The 18,545-nt window shown below is 68.7% G+C and carries 15 protein-coding genes; 7 read left to right on the forward strand and 8 right to left on the reverse strand.

The genetic code is table 11. From position 1 onward, the window contains the following. Positions 1-17: 17 nt before the first annotated feature. The 4 genes from mutL to ACSX1C_RS12985 are packed head-to-tail and all read right to left on the reverse strand — an operon-like array spanning position 18 to position 5,283. Entirely contained in the window at positions 18-1,895 is a 1,878-nt protein-coding gene (gene mutL / locus ACSX1C_RS12970; RefSeq protein ID WP_439886455.1) for a DNA mismatch repair endonuclease MutL, read from the reverse strand. After that, positions 1,892-3,322, reverse strand: a complete 1,431-nt coding sequence (locus ACSX1C_RS12975; RefSeq protein ID WP_439886456.1) for an N-acetylmuramoyl-L-alanine amidase — start codon at positions 3,320-3,322, stop codon at positions 1,892-1,894. Before ACSX1C_RS12975 ends, mutL begins: the two co-directional genes overlap by 4 nt. Before the next feature lie 6 nt (positions 3,323-3,328). After that, positions 3,329-3,796: a tRNA (adenosine(37)-N6)-threonylcarbamoyltransferase complex ATPase subunit type 1 TsaE gene (gene tsaE / locus ACSX1C_RS12980; RefSeq protein WP_439886457.1), complete on the reverse strand. Its 468-nt coding sequence runs from the start codon at positions 3,794-3,796 to the stop codon at positions 3,329-3,331. Then, positions 3,793-5,283: an NAD(P)H-hydrate dehydratase gene (locus tag ACSX1C_RS12985; protein ID WP_439886458.1), complete on the reverse strand. Its 1,491-nt coding sequence runs from the start codon at positions 5,281-5,283 to the stop codon at positions 3,793-3,795. The genes tsaE and ACSX1C_RS12985 overlap by 4 nt, the downstream gene beginning before the upstream one ends. Before the next feature lie 58 nt (positions 5,284-5,341). Between ACSX1C_RS12985 and queG the strand changes: the two genes are divergently transcribed. Continuing rightward, the gene (gene queG / locus ACSX1C_RS12990; protein WP_439886459.1) at positions 5,342-6,427 is read left to right on the forward strand and encodes a tRNA epoxyqueuosine(34) reductase QueG; all 1,086 of its coding nucleotides are present in this window, start codon (positions 5,342-5,344) and stop codon (positions 6,425-6,427) included. Here the strand turns inward: queG and orn are convergent. Further along, positions 6,424-6,966 carry an oligoribonuclease gene (gene orn / locus ACSX1C_RS12995; protein ID WP_439886460.1) on the reverse strand — a complete coding sequence of 181 codons (543 nt, stop codon included), beginning with the start codon at positions 6,964-6,966 and terminating at the stop codon, positions 6,424-6,426. The two genes, queG and orn, sit on opposite strands and share 4 nt — an antisense overlap. Positions 6,967-7,023: 57 nt before the next feature. After that, a complete protein-coding gene (locus ACSX1C_RS13000) occupies positions 7,024-7,746 on the reverse strand; it encodes a class I SAM-dependent methyltransferase (protein ID WP_439889416.1) in 723 nt (240 codons plus the stop codon). Between the two features lie 197 nt (positions 7,747-7,943). On the opposite strand from ACSX1C_RS13000, the gene rsgA reads away from it, so the two are divergent. Beyond that, positions 7,944-8,975, forward strand: a complete 1,032-nt coding sequence (rsgA, locus tag ACSX1C_RS13005) for a small ribosomal subunit biogenesis GTPase RsgA (protein WP_439886461.1) — start codon at positions 7,944-7,946, stop codon at positions 8,973-8,975. A gap of 49 nt (positions 8,976-9,024) precedes the next feature. Here the strand turns inward: rsgA and motB are convergent, their stop codons facing one another. Next, on the reverse strand, positions 9,025-10,041 hold the full coding sequence (gene motB / locus ACSX1C_RS13010; RefSeq protein ID WP_439886462.1) for a flagellar motor protein MotB: 1,017 nt from the start codon (positions 10,039-10,041) through the stop codon (positions 9,025-9,027). Positions 10,042-10,047: 6 nt separating this feature from the next. Next, positions 10,048-10,899, reverse strand: coding sequence for a flagellar motor stator protein MotA (gene motA / locus ACSX1C_RS13015; protein WP_439886463.1), 852 nt, complete (start codon positions 10,897-10,899; stop codon positions 10,048-10,050). 115 nt (positions 10,900-11,014) lie between these two features. On the opposite strand from motA, the gene ACSX1C_RS13020 reads away from it, so the two are divergent. From ACSX1C_RS13020 to ACSX1C_RS13040, 5 genes are all read left to right on the forward strand, one after another. Then, positions 11,015-12,535 carry an HDOD domain-containing protein gene (locus ACSX1C_RS13020; protein WP_439886464.1) on the forward strand — a complete coding sequence of 507 codons (1,521 nt, stop codon included), beginning with the start codon at positions 11,015-11,017 and terminating at the stop codon, positions 12,533-12,535. A 44-nt stretch (positions 12,536-12,579) separates the two neighbouring features. Further along, on the forward strand, positions 12,580-13,395 hold the full coding sequence (locus ACSX1C_RS13025; RefSeq protein WP_439886465.1) for a rhodanese-like domain-containing protein: 816 nt from the start codon (positions 12,580-12,582) through the stop codon (positions 13,393-13,395). Positions 13,396-13,430: 35 nt separating this feature from the next. Then, entirely contained in the window at positions 13,431-14,291 is an 861-nt protein-coding gene (asd, locus tag ACSX1C_RS13030; RefSeq protein ID WP_439886466.1) for an archaetidylserine decarboxylase, read from the forward strand. A gap of 243 nt (positions 14,292-14,534) precedes the next feature. Continuing rightward, positions 14,535-16,349: a molecular chaperone gene (locus tag ACSX1C_RS13035; RefSeq protein WP_439886467.1), complete on the forward strand. Its 1,815-nt coding sequence runs from the start codon at positions 14,535-14,537 to the stop codon at positions 16,347-16,349. Between the two features lie 63 nt (positions 16,350-16,412). Then, the gene (locus ACSX1C_RS13040; protein WP_439886468.1) at positions 16,413-18,482 is read left to right on the forward strand and encodes an EAL domain-containing protein; all 2,070 of its coding nucleotides are present in this window, start codon (positions 16,413-16,415) and stop codon (positions 18,480-18,482) included. Positions 18,483-18,545: the final 63 nt, after the last annotated feature.

An 18,545-nucleotide genomic window follows, 5' to 3' on the forward strand; every position in this document is an offset into this window, starting at 1 on the left:
TCATGTGCACTAGCCAATCAACGGCCACGCAGGAACAGCTTGTCCAGTTCGTCCATGCCCAACTGCGTCCAGGTCGGCCGCCCGTGGTTGCACTGACCGCTGCGCTCGGTGTGCTCCATGTCACGCAGCAGCGCATTCATCTCCGGCAGGCTCAGGCGACGATTGGCGCGCACCGCGCCATGGCAGGCCATGGTGCCGAGCAGCTCGTTGAGGTGGGCCTGGATACGGTCGCTGGTGCCGTACTCGAGCAGGTCGGCGAGCACGTCGCGTACCAGCTGCGTGGCCTCGGCCTGCTTGAGCAGCGCCGGGATCTGCCGGATCGCCAGGCTTTCCGGGCCGAGCCGCTGCAGTTCGAAACCCAGGCGCTGGAACCAGGCGGCATGCTCCTCGGCGCAATCGGCCTCGCGCTGGCTGACGGCGAGCGATTCGGGCACCAGCAACGGCTGGCTGCGCAGGCCCTCGCTGGCCATGGCGACCTTGAGCCGCTCGTAGGTGATACGCTCGTGGGCCGCATGCATGTCGACCAGCACCAGGCCCTGGACGTTCTCGGCGAGGATATACACGCCCTTGAGCTGGGCGACGGCATAGCCGAGCGGCGGCACCTCGCCCTGGGCCTCGGGCAAGGCGGCCGGAGCGGCGCTCGGCGCCAGCGGCGCGAAATACTCGCGGTAGGCACCACGGGCCTCGGCCGCCGGCAGGGGGGCATCCGGGCGCGGCGCCTGATAGCCGGCGCCCGGCGAGCGCCATACGGAATCGGCTGCGGGCTGCTCCAGCACGCTGGCGGCCAGGCCGATCTCGCCCTGGGGGCCGAACTCGCCGGCCGCCTGGCCGCTGGGGCGCACCACTCCGCCCACCGCCGCCGGCGCCGCCAGCTGGTCCTCCGGACGCACCTCGCCCAGGGAGCGGTGCAGGGTGCCGTAGAGGAAGTCGTGGACCATGCGGCTGTCGCGGAAACGCACCTCATGCTTGGTCGGGTGCACGTTGACGTCGACCACTGCCGGGTCGATATCCAGGAACAGCACAAAGGTCGGATGGCGGCCATTGAACAGCACGTCGCGATAGGCCTGGCGCACCGCATGAGCCACCAGCTTGTCGCGGATCATCCGCCCGTTGACGTAGAAGTACTGCAGGTCGGCCTGACTGCGCGAGAAGGTCGGCAGCCCCACCCAGCCCCACAGGTGCAGGCCGTTGCGTTCGATCTCGATCGGCAGCGCCTGCTCGAGAAAGGCCGGACCGCAGACCGCGGCGACCCGCCGCGCGCGCCCGGCCTCGTCGTTGGCCTCGTGCAGGGCCAATACCGCCTTGCCGTTGTGGCGCAGATGGAAGGCCACATCGAAACGCGCCAGGGCCAGGCGCTTGATGACCTCCTGCAGGTGGTCGAACTCGGTCTTCTCGGTGCGCAGGAACTTGCGCCGCGCCGGGGTATTGAAGAACAGGTCGCGCACCTCCACCGAGGTACCCACCGGGTGCGCCGCCGGCTGCACCCGCGGCTGCATGTCGCGGCCTTCGGTCTCCACCTGCCAGGCCTGCTCGGCATCGGCGGTGCGCGAGGTCAGGGTCAGGCGGGCGACCGAGCTGATCGAGGCCAGGGCCTCGCCGCGAAAGCCCAGGCTCATGACCTGCTCGAGATCCTCCAGTTCGCGGATCTTGCTAGTGGCATGCCGCGCCAGCGCCAGCGGCAGGTCATCGGCGGGGATGCCGCTGCCGTCGTCGCGCACCCGCAACAGCTTGATGCCGCCCTGCTCGACATCCACCTCGATGCGCCTGGCGCCGGAGTCCAGGCTGTTCTCCAGCAACTCCTTGATCACCGAGGCAGGCCGCTCGACCACCTCGCCGGCGGCGATCTGGTTGGCCAGCCGCGGACTGAGCAGCTGGATGCGTGCCGCACCGCTCATGGTTGGGCCGCCAGGGCGGTAACGGGGATCTGCAGGGTCTGACCGACCTTGATGATGTCCGAGCGCAGCGCGTTGGCGCTGCGCAGGCTCGCCAGGCTGATCTGGTAGCGCAGGGCGATCAAGGCCAGGCTCTCGCCGGCGCTGACCACATGCTCGCGCGGTCCCTGGGCGATCTTGCCGTTGTCGCGCAGCCAGGCCAGGTAGGTCCCCGGCGGCGGGTTCTGCTGGAAGAACTGCCGCACCCCGGTGAGGATCGTGCGCGACAAGGCCTGCTGGTGACTGGCAGTGGCCAGCTTGCGCGCCTCGCTGGGGTTGGAGATGAAGCCGGTCTCCACCAGGATCGAGGGGATGTCCGGCGACTTCAGCACCATGAAGCCGGCCTGCTCGACCCGCCGTTTGTGCAGGTGGGTGATCTGCCCCATGTTGCTCAGCACCTTCTGCCCGACATTCAGGCTGGACGACAACGAGGCGGTCATCGACAGGTCCAGCAGCACCCCGGCGAGCATGCGGTCCTTGTCGTCGAGGCTGACGTTGCCGGCGCCGCCGATCAGGTCCGACTGGTTTTCCGAGTCAGCCAGCCAGCGCGCCGTCTCCGAGGTGGCGCCGCGATCGGACAGGGCATAGACCGAGGCCCCCGAGGCCGAGGCACGCGGCGCCGCATCGGCATGAATCGAGACGAACAGGTCGGCGCCCTTCTTGCGGGCGATCTCGGTGCGCTTGCGTAGCGGGATGAAGTAGTCGCCGGTACGCACCAGCTCGCCGCGAAAGCCCTTCTCGGCATTGATCTGGCGCTGCAATTCCTTGGCGATGGCCAGGGTCACATGCTTCTCGAACTGACCCTTGACCGGCGACAGGGCACCCGGGTCTTCGCCGCCGTGGCCGGCATCGATGGCGATGACGATATCGCGCTTGCCGCCGGGCACCGGGGTCAGCCTGGGCGGGGCCTGGGTCGGGGTGACCGGTACCGGCGGCGTGCGGGCGGCCGCCGTCGCGGGCAGGCTGGGCGCCGCATCCGCCTCCTGGTCGAACAGATCGACGACCAGGCGATGGCCGTACTGCTGGTTCGGCGCCAGGGTGAAGCTCTTCGGCGTGACCGACGCGGCCAGGTCGATCACCACGCGCAGGTCTTCTGCCGTGCGTTGCGCCGAACGCACGCCGGTGATCGGCGTATTGCTCAGGGCCAACTGGTCGAACTGGGTGGCGAGCTTGGCGCCACTGATGTCGATGACGATGCGCTCCGGGGCGCTCAGGGTGAAAACGCTGTGCTGTACAGGCCCGGACAGGTCGAACACCAACCGGGTGTTATCCGGTGCCCGCCACAGCCGTACGCTGCGCACATCCGAAGCGGCAAAAACCTCGGCGGCGAACGCCGCCAACACCACCCCAACCGCGATGAACCGCGCACCTACGCGCATAGCCAACCCCATTCTTGTTTATGCTCCGATGGCCAGGGCGGCACACCAGGCTTCGCCACGCGCACTATGCGCCTGCAGGCGCAGCGAACGGCCGGCCGCTTGCGGGGTAATGGTAATGTCCAGGTCGGCCTTTGGCAAAACGCCGGCGCCACGTTGCGGCCACTCCACCAGGCACAAAGCATCGCCGGCGAAGTAGTCGCGGATGCCGAGAAACTCCAGCTCCTCGGGGTCGACCAGGCGATACAGGTCGAAGTGGTAGGCCCGCGCGCCGTCGATTTCGTAGGGCTCGACCAGGGTGAAGGTCGGACTCTTCACCGCGCCCACATGGCCCAGGCCGCGGATGATGCCGCGCGCCAAGGTGGTCTTGCCGGCGCCCAGATCGCCGTGCAGGTAGATCACCCCCAGCCCCTTGCTGGCCTGGGCGATAGCCGCCCCCAGGGCGTACATGGCCGGCTCGTCGGCGGCATAGCGTTGTAGTTCGGTCACCCGTTCTGCTCCTGCATCAACTGACGAATGGTGGCGCACAGATCGCTCGCCGCCAACCCATGCCCCTGGCCGGCCAACACCTCGCCGGCCCGCCCGTGCAGCCACACCGCCAGGCTGGCCGCCGCCATCGGCGCCAGCCCCTGGCCCAACAGGGCGCCGATCAGCCCGGCGAGGACGTCGCCCAGGCCGGCGCCGGCCATCGCCGGATGGCCGCGGTCGCACAAGCGCAGGTCCCCCTCGGGGCCGGCGACCAGGGTGCCGGCGCCCTTAAGGACGCACACCGTCCGGTAGCGCCGCGCCAGCTCCAGGGCGGCGGCCGGTCGATCGGCCTGCACCTCGGCCGTGCCGACGCCGAGCAGGCGGGCCGCCTCCCCGGGATGCGGGGTGACCACACAACCGGCCGGCAGGCTGACCGATCCGGCGGCCAGCAGATTGAGGGCATCGGCATCCCACACCTGGGGCACCGGCATGATCGCCGCCACCGACAGCAGGCTGCGCCCCCAGGCGCCCTGCCCCAGCCCCGGGCCCACCACCCAGACGCTGGCCGCCTTGCCGAGAGCCAGCAGCTGATTGGCCGAGGCCACCGCCGTGCCCATCACCTCGGGCAGGCGCGCCTGGGCCGCCGCCAGGTGCTCGCCGCGGGTGGCCAGGGAGACCAGGCCGGCACCGCCGCGCAGGGCGCTCTGCGCCGCCAGCAGAGCCGCGCCGGCCATGCCGCGCTCGCCGCCGACCACCAGCACATGGCCGAGTTGGCCCTTGTGCACGGTGCGCGGCCGCCTGGGCAGCCACGCCAAGCTCCCCGCGGCCAGGCGCCGGGCGACCCAGGCCTGGCTTTCGACCAGTTGCCGGTCGGCCTGCAGATCGTCGAACTGCAGTTCGCCGACCCAGTCCGGCGCCGCCCCGGTGAACAGGCCGATCTTCAGGCCGATCAGGGTCAGGGTCAGCTGCGCGCGCACCGCCACGCCCAACACCTGTCCGCTGTCGGCACACAGGCCCGAGGGAATATCCACAGCCAGCACCGGCGCACCGCTGGCGTTGAGCAGGCGAATGACCTGGGCATAGGGCTCGCGCACCGCACCGCGCAGGCCGGTGCCGAGCAGCGCATCGACCACCACGCCCTCCAGCGGCGCGCACTCGCTCCAGGCCTGAATCGGCACGCCGGCCCCCAGCGCCTCGTCGCGCGCCCGCGCCGCGTCGCCCTGCAGCTGCGCCGGTTCGCCGACCGCCAGCACCTTGACCCGCCAGCCGGCGCGCGAGGCCAGGGCGGCGACCAGATAGCCGTCGCCGGCGTTATTGCCGCGCCCGGCCAGCACGGTGACCGCCCCGACATCCGGCCAACGCCGGCGCAGGGCGCGCCAGACGGCATGGGCGGCGCGGCCCATCAACTCGAAGCCCGGCGTGCCGGCGGCGATCAGCCGGGCGTCCAGCGCCCGCACTTGGTCGGCGCTGTACAGGGCTAGAGGGAGGTTGTCTGGCGAATGCGGCATGCGTCGGCTCCGATGTCTGGCAGAATTATACGCACCTCCACTCCGGTTTCTCTTCAGCATGTCCCTCTCCAGCGCCGATCTCGCCACCCTCGCCCAGTCGATCAAGGACTGGGGCCGCGAGCTGGGTTTCCAGCAGGTCGGCATCGCCGGGCTGGACCTGGGCGAGCACGAGGCGCACCTGCAGCGCTGGCTGGCCGCCGGTTATCAGGGCGAGATGGACTACATGGCGGCCCACGGCAGCAAGCGCTCGCACCCCGAGCAGCTGGTGCCGGGCACCCTGCGGGTGGTGTCGTTGCGCATGGACTACCTGCCCGGCGACACCCGCATGGCCGAGCGCCTGGGCCAGGCGGAGAAGGCCTATGTGTCGCGCTACGCCCTGGGGCGCGACTACCACAAGCTGATCCGCAAGCGCCTGCAGCAGCTGGCCGAACGCATCCAGCAGGCCATCGGCCCGTTCGGCTACCGCGCCTTCGTCGACAGCGCCCCGGTGCTGGAGAAGGCCATCGCCGAGCAGGCCGGGCTCGGCTGGATCGGCAAGAACACCCTGGTGCTCAACCGCAAGGCCGGCAGCTATTTCTTCCTCGGCGAGCTGTTCGTCGACCTGCCGCTGCCGGTCGACGCCCCCCACGCCAGCGAGCACTGCGGACGCTGCAGCGCCTGCCTGGACATCTGCCCGACCGGCGCCTTCGTCGCGCCCTACCAGCTGGATGCGCGGCGCTGCATTTCCTACCTGACCATCGAGCTGAAGGGACCGATCCCCGAGGAGCTGCGCGCACCGATCGGCAACCGGGTGTTCGGCTGCGACGACTGCCAGATGGTCTGCCCCTGGAACCGCTTCGCCCGCCCCACCGAGCAGGGCGACTTCCAGCCGCGCCACGGCCTGGACAACGCCGAGCTGGCCGAGCTGTTCCGCTGGAGCGAGGAGGAATTCCTGAGCCGCACCGAGGGCTCGCCGCTACGCCGCGCCGGTTACGAGCGCTGGCTGCGCAACCTGGCGGTCGGCCTGGGCAACGCGCCGTCGAGCATCCCCGTGCTCGAGGCGCTGCGCGCGCGCCGGGAGCACCCCTCGGCACTGGTACGCGAGCATGTGGAATGGGCCCTGGCCCAACATGCCACGCGCGGTGCTCCGGTGGACGAGGCTTAGACCTTGAGGAAGTGCTCACGGTAGTACTTGAGCTCGGCGATGGACTCGCGGATGTCGTCCAGCGCCTGGTGGCTGGCCTTCTTCTGGAAGCCTTCCTTGAGCTGCGGCGCCCAGCGGTCGGCGAGGATCTTCAGGGTGGTGACATCCAGATAGCGGTAGTGGAAATAGGCTTCCAGGTCCGGCATGTAGCGGTAGAGAAAGCGCCGGTCCTGGGCGATGCTGTTGCCGCAGATCGGCGACTTGCCCTTGGGCACCCACTGCTCGAGGAAGGCGATGGTCTGCGCCTGCGCCTCGGCCGGGCCGACCCTGCTCTCGCGCACGCGCCGGGTCAGGCCACTCTCGCCATGGGTACGGGTATTCCATTCGTCCATGCCGGCGAGCGCTTCATCGCTCTGATGCACCGCGATCACCGGTCCCTCGGCCAGCACATTGAGTTCGCTGTCGGTGACGATGGTCGCCATTTCGATGATGACGTCTTTCTCCGGGTCCAGACCGGTCATTTCCAGGTCGATCCAGATCAGGTTCTGTGGGTTCTGCATGCTGCGCTCCTCGGCTGGGACCGCCAGTTTAGCGAATAAATCGCCGGGCGATGCGCCTCACTCGCCGCCCATGCGCCACAGCAGCAGGCGCGACTGACGCCAGTCATGCAACTCGACGACGCGATCGGCGGGCACCCCGGGCACCTCGAAGCTGTTGCTGATCAGCCAGGTAGCCGGCTGCATCTGCGCCCGGGCCTGGTCCCACAAGGCGGCCATGGGTGCAGGGGAGAGGAAGCAGTAGACCACCTCGAAGGCGGACAGGTCGGTGCGCCACAGGCTCCGGTAGCGCACCCGGCAGTTGCCCTGCGCCAGGGCGCGCAGCCAGGCGATGGCGAAGCTCAGGGGTGCGGTCTCGACGCCGACAAACTGCGCCTCGGGGAAGCGCCGGGCCAGGAACAACAAGGTGCCCGCAGGGCCACAGCCGAGATCGACGAAGCGAAAGTCGGCGCCGCGCTCGGCCAGCAGCGCCACCAGCTGCTCGCGACAGCGCGCGCCGCTCAGGTACAGCGGCACCCCTTCGACCGCGCTGTTCCAGTTGAGCAACAGCAGCAGGACGAAGCCGGCGAGGAACACCCAGGACGGCAGCGCCGCGCCACTGACCAGCAGCAGCGCCGGGACGAACAGCAGGTTCAGCCACCACCACCAGCGCGCCAGGCCCAGCCAGCGACCGAGACTCGCGGCCAACAGGCCCTGGACCAGCCCGGCGCCCAGCCAACTGGGCCGCCAGTCGCCCCAGCGCGCCGCCAGATAGATGGACGCGGCGACCAGCAGGGTCGCCATCAGCTGCGCCAACAGCGCCAGCAGCGCCGGCCGGCGCCTCAGCCATGCAGTCGCCTCGCCCACCTCTCCGTTCCCCCTCCGCCCCAGGTCGCCGCGCAGTGTACCTGCCGCCTCGGCCTGCCGCAGCAGGCGAGCGCTGCGATTGCGCGTGCTAAACTCGCGCCGTTTTTAACGCGTCCCAACCCTCGAGACCCTTCATGGCCAAACGCCGACTCAACCGCCGCCAAAGCTGGCGCATCGACAAGATCCAGGGCGAGCGCGCCGCCCGCGCCGCCAAACGCGAGTCCCAGGCCGTGCAGATCCTCGAGGGCGGCGACCTCGGCCCGGAGCAGACCGGCCTGGTGATCGCCCACTTCGGTGTCCAGGTCGAGGTCGAGGCCCAGGAAGGCGAGCTGGCCGGCCAGGTGTTCCGCTGCCACCTGCGCGCCAACCTGCCGACCCTGGTCACCGGCGACCGGGTGGTGTGGCGCCCGGGCAACCAGGGCATCGGCGTGATCGTCGCGCAACTGCCGCGCAGCAGCGAGCTGTGCCGCCCGGACATGCGCGGCCAGCTCAAGCCGGTGGCGGCCAACGTCGATCTGATCGTCATCGTCTTCGCGCCACTGCCCGAACCCCACGCCAACCTGATCGACCGCTACCTGGTGGCCGCCGAGCACGCCGGCATCCGTCCGCTGCTGCTGCTGAACAAGGCCGACCTGATCGATGCGCAGAACGGCCCGGCGCTCGACGCCCTGCTCGCGGTCTATCGCCAGCTCGGCTACCCGCTGCTGGAGGTCTCGGCCCATCAGGGCGACGGCATGGAAAGACTCAAACAACGGCTGGACGGCCATGTCAGCGTGTTCGTCGGCCAGTCCGGGGTGGGCAAGTCGTCCCTGGTCAACAGCCTGCTGCCCGGCGTCGATACCCGCGTCGGCGCGCTGTCGGAGCTGACCGGCAAGGGCACCCACACCACCACCACGGCGCGGCTGTTCCACTTTCCCGGCGGCGGCGAGCTGATCGACTCCCCCGGCATCCGCGAGTTCGGCCTGGTGCACGTCAGTCGCGACGACGTCGAGGCCGGCTTCATCGAGTTCCACGCGCTGCTCGGACACTGCCGCTTCCGCGACTGCAAGCATGACCGCGAGCCCGGCTGCGCCCTGCTCAAGGCCCTAGAGGAGGGGCGCATCCACCCGCAGCGCATGGCCAGCTACCGGCACATCCTCGCCAGCCTGCCCGAGGCGGGCTTCTGAAACGATCAGGCCGCGAACATTCGCGGCCTGATCGAAAGCACCCGCGCCATCACTCGCCCGGCTGATCGAACTGCAGCACGCCGTCCTCGAAGATATTCAGGCGCTGACGCAGCTCCGCCGCCGGTACCGGCTCGGCCGCTGCCGGCTCCGGCTGCCCCTCCGGCGCGGGCGCATCTTGTCCGGCGCCCTCGCCCGGCCCCTGCTGCTCGCCCTCGATGGCGCGCTGGGCCTTCTTGGTCAGCACGGTGATATCGATGCGCCGGTTGACCGGATTGAGCGGATCGTTGCGATCGAACAAGGCCGAGGAGGCATAGCCGACGACCCGGGCCACCTGCTCCTCGTCGTAGCCGCCGGCCACCAGCACCCGCCGCGCCGCGTTGGCACGGTCGGCCGACAGTTCCCAGTTGCCGAAATCACCCCGACCGGCGAAGGGCTTGGCATCGGTATGGCCGCTGATGCTGACCTTGTTCGGCACCGCGCCGATGGTGTCGACCAGGGCCAGCAGGATGTCTTCGAAGTAAGGCTGCAGACGCGCGCTGCCCAGGTCGAACATCGGCCGGTTCGCCGCGTCGACGATCTGGATGCGCAGGCCGTCCTGGGTGATCTCGAACAGGATCTGGTCCTTGAAGCGCTGCAGCTGCGGGTCCTGCTCGACCTTGTTCTGCAACTCCTGCAGCAGGAGCTCCAGGCGCTCGCGCTCCAGCTCCTCGGCCAGCGCCTCGGCCTCCTCGGCGTCGGGCGCGCCCTGCTCCGCCTCGTCGTTGCGCTCGTTGTCGATCGGCTCCTGCGTCTCCGGGTTGAGGGTGCGGTCCGGCGAGGGCGTGGGCGAACCGCCGAGGTCGATCACATAGGGACTGGCACTTTCGGAGAAACCGATGGGGTCCTTGAAGTAGCCCGAGATCAACTTCTTCTGCTCCGGCGAGGCCGAGGACATCAACCACATCACCAGGAAGAACGCCATCATCGCTGTGGCGAAGTCGGCGAAGGCGATCTTCCAAGCGCCGCCATGGTGGCCGCCGGCGGTCTTCTTGACCCGTTTGACGATAATCGGCTGGTTGTTTTCCATGATTCGTCAGCTTCCGCGCATGGCCTGTTCCAGCTCGGAGAAGCTCGGCCGATGGGCCGGGTACAGGGTCTTGCGGGCGAACTCCACCGCCAGCGACGGCGGCATGCCGGAGGCAGAGGCGACCAGCCCCGCCTTGATCGCCTCGAACACGTTCAGCTCTTCCTTGGCGTCGTGCTCCAGGGCCGTGGACAGGGGGCCGAAGAAACCGTAGGAGGCGAGGATGCCGAGGAAGGTCCCGACCAGGGCCGTGCCCACCTTCTCGCCGATCTGCGCGTTGGAGGCCTCGGCGAGAATCGACATGGTGATCACGATGCCCAGCACCGCCGCGACGATCCCCATGGCCGGCAGGCCGTCGGCGACCTTCGCCACGGCATGGGAGGGGTGCTCCAGATCCTCCTTCAGGCTGGCCAGCTCCATGTCGAACAGGCCCTCCAGCTCGTGGGGAGCCATGTTGCCCGAGGACATGATGCGCAGGTAGTCGCAGATGTAGGCGGTCATCCGCCCGTCCTTGAGGATCGCCGGATACTTGCTGAAGATCGGGCTGGCGGTCGGGTCTTCGAGGTCGGCCTCGATGGCCATCATGCCCTCGCGGCGGCTCTTGTTGAGAATCTCGTAGAGCAGCTTCAACACCTCCAGATAGAAGGTGTGGGTGAAGCGCGAGCTGAACATGCTCAGGGACTTCTTGAACACGTGCATGAAGGTGCTGCCGGGGTTGGCCTGGAGAAAGCCGCCCAGGGCCGCACCGCCGATGATCATCACCTCGAACGGGTGCACCAGTGCCATGAACTGGCCGCCGGACAGGATGAAGCCGCCGAGCACACTGCCGATCACCACGAAAATGCCGATTATTTTTGCCATAAAGGAAACTTGCAGAAGCCAGGAGAAGGGGGTTTTAAATCAACCCTTCTATTTATCGGAAGTTATGCGCGAGACTATAGCCTGTTAAGGTCAAAAGCCAGCTTGGCTCTCCCCTATGCCGACGCCCCCTCCACGCAGTCTCGACGCCTGGCTCAAACAGCTGGATAAGCACCCGATCGCGGTACCGCTCGACAGCCACCAGCGGATCTGCCGCGCCCTGGCCGACAGCCGCCGCTCGCTGCGCGACATCGCCGACCTGATGCAGGGGTGCCCGCCCCTGGCCCTGAGCGTGCTGCGCGAGGCCAACCGCAAGAGCGGCGGCCTCAGCGAGCCGACGGAGAGCCTGGAGGGCGCCCTCAGCCGCCTCGGCCTGCGCCGCACCGAGGAGCTGCTGCAGCGCCAGCCCACCCTGGCCCCCGGCGAGATCCCGCTGGCGCTGCGGCAGATCCAATTGATCAGCCAACATGCCAGCCAGCAGGCCAACGGCCTGTTCGCCGGTCGTCTGGCGCGACTCTGGCAGGAGATCCACTGGGGCAGCCTGCTGTTCCTCGCCCCTGTCTGGTCCCTGCTGAACGCCCAGCCCGAGCTGTTCGAGGCCTGGGAGCGCCGCGTGCTGATTGCGGGCGAACCGGCCCAGCGCGTCGAGCAGGAGCTGCTCGGCGTGCCCCTGCTGCAACTCTGCCTGGCCCTGGTCGAGCAGTGGCGACTACCCGAGTGGATCGTCCAGGGCTATCGCCTGCTGACCCAGGACCGCCGCCTGCTGGTCAAGGCGCTGCATATCGCCCGCGACAACGAACACCCCCTGCACCAGCAACAGAGGCTGGATGCCGAACCCCAATTGCGCCGCTGGCTGACCCTGCCCGGCAACTGCATCGTGCTGGCCAACGGCCTGGCGCTGTCGGCCCATCAGGCCTGGAACAGCCCCCACAGCCTACGCTGGCAACGCCTGACCGGCCTCTACCTGCAGCTGCCACTGGACGAGGTGCAGCAACAGATTCACCAGCATGCGGCCCAGAGCGCGCGCCAGCACGTCAGCGCCGGCCTCTGGCACCCGGCCGAAGCCCTGCTGTGGCCCCCCCATGCCCGTCACCTGCAGGCCGCCCCGTCGCCGGTCCCGACCCCGACGAGAGCCACGGAAGTCGACGAGTGGCGGCGCCTGTGCGCCCAACTGCTCGCCCAGCCCAGCGCCTTCAACAACCTCGAACAGCTCGCTGCCTGTGCCCGCCAGGCCCTGCAGAGCTGCGGCATGCAGCGGGTGCTGCTGCTGTTGGCCGACCGCAGCCACAGCCGCCTGCGCGCCCTGCAGCATGCCGGCCTGGAACCGCCGCCCACGGACCTGATCCTCGAGCCCCAGCACAGCCAGGTGCTGCGTCGCTTGCTCGCAGAGCCCGGCCAGCTGCGCCTGACTCCGGGCAACATGGCCCAGTTCTCCGCCCTGCTGCCCGGCGCGCTCAAGGCGCTGTTTCCCAGCGAACACCTGCTGAGCCGCTCGCTGGCCATCAACGGCCGGGTCGCCATGCTGCTGGTGGCCGACCGCGCCGGCGCCGCGTTCAGCGAGACCAACCTGAAAGCCTTCGGCAAGACCGCGCAATGCATCGAGCGGGCCCTGGCCAGCTTCGCCAGACGCGCGCCCTAGGCTTTCCGCTACAATCCGCCCTTCCTTTGACTGAGAGGCCCAGCATGTCCGCCTTCGCCGAGTTGCCGCTGGTTATCGAGCCGGCCGATCTGGCCAGCCGCCTTAACGCCCCCGAGCTGATCCTGGTCGATTTGACCAGTGCGGCGCGCTATGCCGCCGGACATATCCCCGGCGCGCGCTTCGTCGAGCCCAAACGCACCCAACTGGGCCAGCCGCCGGCTCCCGGTCTGCTGCCCGAGCACGGGCAACTGGAGCAGCTGTTCGCCGAACTGGGGCACAACCCGGACGCCGTGTACGTGGTCTACGACGACGAAGGCGGCGGCTGGGCCGGCCGCTTCATCTGGCTGCTGGATGTGATCGGCCACGGCCGCTACCACTACCTCGACGGCGGCCTGCAGGCCTGGCTGACCGAGCAGCTCCCGCTGAGCGGCGAACAGCCGGCGCCGCGCACGGGCAGGCTGTCCTTGCGCCTGAGCGAGGCGCCCAGCGCCAGCCGCGAGTACCTGCAGAGCCGCCTGGGCGCGGCCGACCTGGCCATCTGGGATGCCCGTTCCCCGGCCGAGTACCGTGGCGAGAAAGCCCTGGCGGCCAAGGCCGGGCACATCCCCGGCGCAGCGAACCTGGAATGGACCGCCTGCATGGACCCGGCCCGCGCCCTGCGCCTGCGCCAGGACCTGCCGACACGGCTCGGCGAGCTCGGCATCACCCCGGACAAGGAAGTGATCACCCACTGCCAGACCCATCACCGCTCCGGCCTCACCTACCTGGTGGCCAAGGCCCTGGGTTACCCACGGGTCAAGGCTTATGCCGGCTCCTGGGGCGAGTGGGGCAACCACCCCGACACCCCGGTCGAACGTTGAATCGCCGCGCTCCGGCCGGCCCCTAAGGAAACCCGATGAAACAGCGTCTCTTTATCCTCAGCCAGTACCTGCTGCCCCATCATCTGCTCTCGCGCCTGATCGGCTTCGCCGCCGAATGCCGCCTGCCCTGGTTCAAGAACCCACTGATCGGCTGGTTCATCAAGCGCTACCGGGTCGATATGAGCGAGGCTCGCGAAGCGGCCGAGAGCTTCGAGCACTTCAACGCCTTCTTCACCCGCGCGTTGAAGGACGGCGTGCGCCCCCTGGACGCCAGCCCGGGTGCCGTGCTCTGCCCGGCCGACGGCGCGATCAGCCAGCTGGGGCGCATCGAACACGGGCGGATCTTCCAGGCCAAGGGCCACAGTTTCAGCGCGGTCGAGCTGCTCGGCGGCGACGCCGAGCGGGCGGCGCCCTTCATGGGCGGCGAGTTCGCCACCGTCTACCTCTCGCCGAAGGACTACCACCGCGTGCACATGCCCCTGGCCGGCACGCTGCGGGAGATGGTCTACGTGCCCGGACGACTGTTCTCGGTCAACCAGACCACCGCAGAAAACGTACCCGAGCTGTTCGCCCGCAACGAACGGGTGGTCTGCCTGTTCGACACCGAGCGCGGCCCCATGGCCGTGGTGCTGGTCGGCGCGATGATAGTCGCCTCGATCGAAACGGTCTGGGCCGGACTGATCACCCCACCCAAACGCGCCCTCAAGACCTTCCGCTATGACGAGACGGCCCGCGCGCCCATCACCCTGGACAAGGGTGCCGAGCTCGGCCGCTTCAAGCTGGGCTCCACCGCCATCGTGCTGTTCGGACCGAACCAGGTGCAGTGGGCCGAACCGATCGGCGCCGAGAGCAAGGTGCAGATGGGCCAACGCCTCGGCGATAGCCGGGAGGCCTGACAGGCGCCAGCCAGGACACCCCGCCCCACTCCACCGCCACATGGCCATGCCTGCCCGAGCGCGCGACCGCCCGCCGGGCAGGCGTCGGTACGACAGTGCTGCCGAACGCAGCCTGCACCCCGTCACAGCCCGTACCGGCAGACAGGCCCCGTGGCTGCGCCCCGGCACGGATGCTGCTAGAGTCTGCATCAATATCAGTAGAACGGCTCGCCTAGGCCTCAGGCGCTGGAGTCCCCAACACAGATGGATAAACAGAGTCCCCACCTGCGACTCCGCGTTCCCACTCCGAACAAGCAGGGCCTGTCCTTCTGCGACACCCACCCGCGCGACCTCAAACGCTGGATCGCCGCTCTGCCCAAGGCCAACATTGGCGAAACGGCCCGCCAGCTCTATCAGGCCCTGGTCGAACTCAACCAGGTACAGAGCGCACCCGACACTCGCCTGCAACTGCTGGAACTGCTGCGTCCGGAGGTGTATTTCGTCTGCCAACACCTGGAGCGACACTTCCTCAACCAGGCCATCGTCCTCGACGAGCGCCCGCGCAAGGTCGCCAACCTCTGCCAGGCCCTGCAGAATCACCTGGCCGTCGGCTACAAGCTGGTCATCGCCCAACTCGCCCCACAGCACAGCCGCGAACAAGCCCCCCTTCTGGCCCTGGCCCTGCAGCGCGCGACCCACAGCCTGTGCGCCGCGCTGATCCGCACCAGCCAGCTGTATTGCCCGGTGCCGGAAGGCCTGTGGCTGGAGCTGCACCAGCTCTACCAGATTGCCCGCGAGCGCAGCCTGCAACAGCTGGTGATTCGCGATCCCCTGGCCCGCCATGCCCAGGGCCTGAGCATCGAGCAGAGTTACCTGGTGGCCCTGCTGCTCGGCTGTGCGCGCTGCAACCAGATGCGCCAGAACAGCATCGCCCGCCTGGCGGAGGTGCTCGAAGCCTGGAGCCCTCTGGTGCGGCTGCAGCCGAGCGGTGCGCCGTCCAGCCTGTTCGTCGTGGCCCCGCAGCAGGACGGCCCGCCTCGCTACGGCTCGTTGCTGCAACCCCAGGAGTTGCACCAGGCGCTGGGCATCGACCCGAGCCCCCTGGTCGACGCGATCAAGGCATACCTGCTGTTGCGCCCCGAGAAGCTCGCCGATGCGCCCCTGCTGGTCCCCGAAGGCTTCAGCCAGGACATGCTGCAGCACCTCGGCGCCGCCTGGGGCGATATCTCCGAACGCACCTTTCAACGCACCCAGGGCCAGGGCAGCCTGACCCTGTGCATCGGCATGAGCGCCCTGCATTTCTTCCTCGCCGGCCGCAAGCCCTTCGACCAGATCCTGCGCTTGCCCGCCAGCAGCCGGTCCGCCGTGTTCAAGCCGGGCAGCGGCGCTCCCGATGTCTGGAGCAGGGCCTTCGATGCCCAACAGAACAACAGCTGGGAACAGGGCCTGCCATTCGAGGAGATCGAATATAGCAAGCCCAGCGCCCAGGCCGGCAGTGGCGTGCCCGCGGGCGCCGAGGCGAGTGCGGACTACCCGACCTTCGCCCTGCCGATCATCAACCACAGCCCCGGGGGCTACTGCCTGTCCTGGCCGAAGGAGGTCCCCAGCCAGCTGCAGGCCGGCGAGCTGCTCGGCGTGCAGGACGCCCCGGAGCAGAGCTGGAGCGTCGCGGTGGTGCGCTGGATTCGCCAGGTCCGCGGCGGCGGAACCCAGATGGGCATCGAGCTGATCGCCCCCCACGCGCAAGCCTGCGGCCTGCAACTGGTGCGCAAGGCCGAACCCCACAGCCAGTACCTGCGCGCCCTGCTGCTACCGGAGATCGGCGCCATCTCGCGGCCGGCGACCCTGGTCACTCCGCGCCTGCCCTTTCAGGAGGGCAGCAAGGTGATGATCAACCTCAGCGGCACGGAGCGACGCGCGGTACTCGGCCGCCGGCAGACCAGCACCGGCAGCTTCAACCAGTTCGAATACCACGGCCTCGACCAGCCGAGCAGCGCCCAAGGGAAGTCCGTCACAGCCCCGGAAAGCCGCAGCGCAGACGGGGAGGAAGACTTTGACTCGCTCTGGAAGTCGCTGTAGATTGCCGAAGCCTCACCTTTTGTCGCCTTTTCGCGCCCGTTCGGCGCAAACTTGACTCTCGCCATGGCCATCGAAAAAAAGACTATTCGACTGCTGATTCTCGAAGACTCGCAGAACGAGGCCGAACGCCTCGTCAGCCTGTTCCGCAACGCCGGCCGCGCGACCCGGGTACACCGCCTGAGCTCCAGCGAGGACCTGGCCGAGGCCCTGCAACAGAGTTGGGACCTGCTGATCGCCGCCCCCAGCAGCGAACAGCTCGCGCCCGGCGAGGCGATCAGCGCGATCCGCCGCCAGGCCAAGGACATCCCGGTCATCCAGCTGCTCGAAGGCAACGACTCCGACGCCATTACCGAGGCCCTGACCCTGGGCGCCCAGGACGCCCTGCCGCAAGGCGAGGACGAGCGCCTGGTGCTGGTAGCCCAACGCGAGCTGGGCAACCTGGAGGAGCGGCGCGCCCGGCGAGCCGCCGAGGTGGCCCTGCGCGAGGCGGAGAAGCGCTGCCAGCTGCTCCTCGAGAGCTCGGTCGACGCCATCACCTACGTGCATGACGGCATGCATATCTATGCCAACCGCGCCTATCTCGAGCTGTTCGACTACCAGGACGCCGACGAGCTGGAAGGCATGCCGATGATCGACCTGATCGCCGTCGCCGACCAGCCCAGCTTCAAGGACTTCCTGAAGAACTATCAGGGCGCCGAAGGCAACGCCGAACTGGCCTGCGCAGGGGTCAAGGCCAGCGGCGACAGTTTCCAGGCGCGCATGACCTTCTCCCCGGCCACCTATGACGGCGAACCCTGCATCCAGGTGGTGATACGCGGCGAAGTCGGCAATGCCGAGCTGGAAGAGAAACTGCGCGAAATCAGCAGCCAGGATCTGGTCACCGGCCTGTACAACCGCAACTACTTCCTCGAGCTGGTGGATGCCGCCGCCGAGCGCGCGGTGAACGCAGGCCAACCCGCCAGCCTGGCCTACATCCGCGTCGACCACTACGCCAGCCTGCTGGCCGAAGTCGGCCTGGCCGGTATCGATCTGCTGCTGACCGACCTGGCCAACCTGCTGCGCGCGCATTTTGCCGGCACGGTGCAGCTGGCCCGCTTCGGCGACGACGTGTTCACCGCGCTGCAACCCGGGCTGAGCCCGGAGCAGTCCCGCGAAGACCTGATGGCGCTGCTCAAGAAAGTCGAGAGCCACCTGTTCGACGTCAGCGGCCGCACCGCCCAGACCACCCTGTCGATCGGCGTCGCCGGCCTCAACGAGAAAACCACCAAGTCCCAGGACGTGGTCAACCGCGCCCAACGCTGCGCCGACGAGCTGGCCGAGGGCAATGCCCTGAAGCTGTACGACCCCGCCGACGAGCTGGCCGCCGCGGCCAATCGCGGCAGCATAGTGGCCATGGTCCAGCAGGCCCTGGAGAACAACAGCTTCCGCCTGCTGTTCCAGCCGATCATCAGCCTGCGCGGCGACAGCCACGAGCACTACGAGGTACTGCTGCGCCTGCTCAACCCGCAAGGCCAGGAGGTGCCGCCGACCGACTTCCTCAGCGCCGCCAAGGACGCCGGCCTCGGCGAGAAGATCGACCGCTGGGTCGTGCTCAACTCGATCAAGCTGCTCGCCGACCACCGCAGCAAGGGCCACGACACCCGCCTGTTCGTGCACCTGTCGAGCGCCAGCCTGCAAGACCAGACCCTGCTGCCCTGGCTCAGCGTGGCCCTGAAAGCCGCGCGCCTGCCGTCGGACGCCCTGGTCTTCCAGCTCAGCGAGCCGGACGCCATCGCCTACCTCAAGCAGGCCAAGGCCCTGTGCCAAGGCCTGCAGGCGCTGCATTGCAAGGTCGCCCTGAGCCAGTTCGGCTGCGCCCTCAACCCCTTCAACACGCTCAAGCATCTGCCCCTGGATTTCGTCAAGATCGACGGTTCCTTCTCCCAGGACCTGGGCAAGCCGGACAACCAGGAAGCCCTGAAGACCCTGCTGGCCAGCCTCCATGCCCAGGCCAAGCTGACCATAGTGCCCTTCGTCGAGAGCGCCAGCGTGCTGGCCACGCTATGGCAAGCCGGGGTCAACTACATCCAGGGTTACTACTTGCAGCCGCCGAGCCAGTCGATGAACTACGACTTCTCCGCCGACGACGAGTGAGACCCGAGCCCAGACAGCCAGAAGCCGCCCACGGGCGGCTTCTGGCTGTCTGGGCCGTGCCGG

It is taken from the genome of Pseudomonas sp. MBLB4123 (assembly GCF_051904775.1).
Lineage (GTDB): Bacteria > Pseudomonadota > Gammaproteobacteria > Pseudomonadales > Pseudomonadaceae > Aquipseudomonas > Aquipseudomonas benzenivorans_B.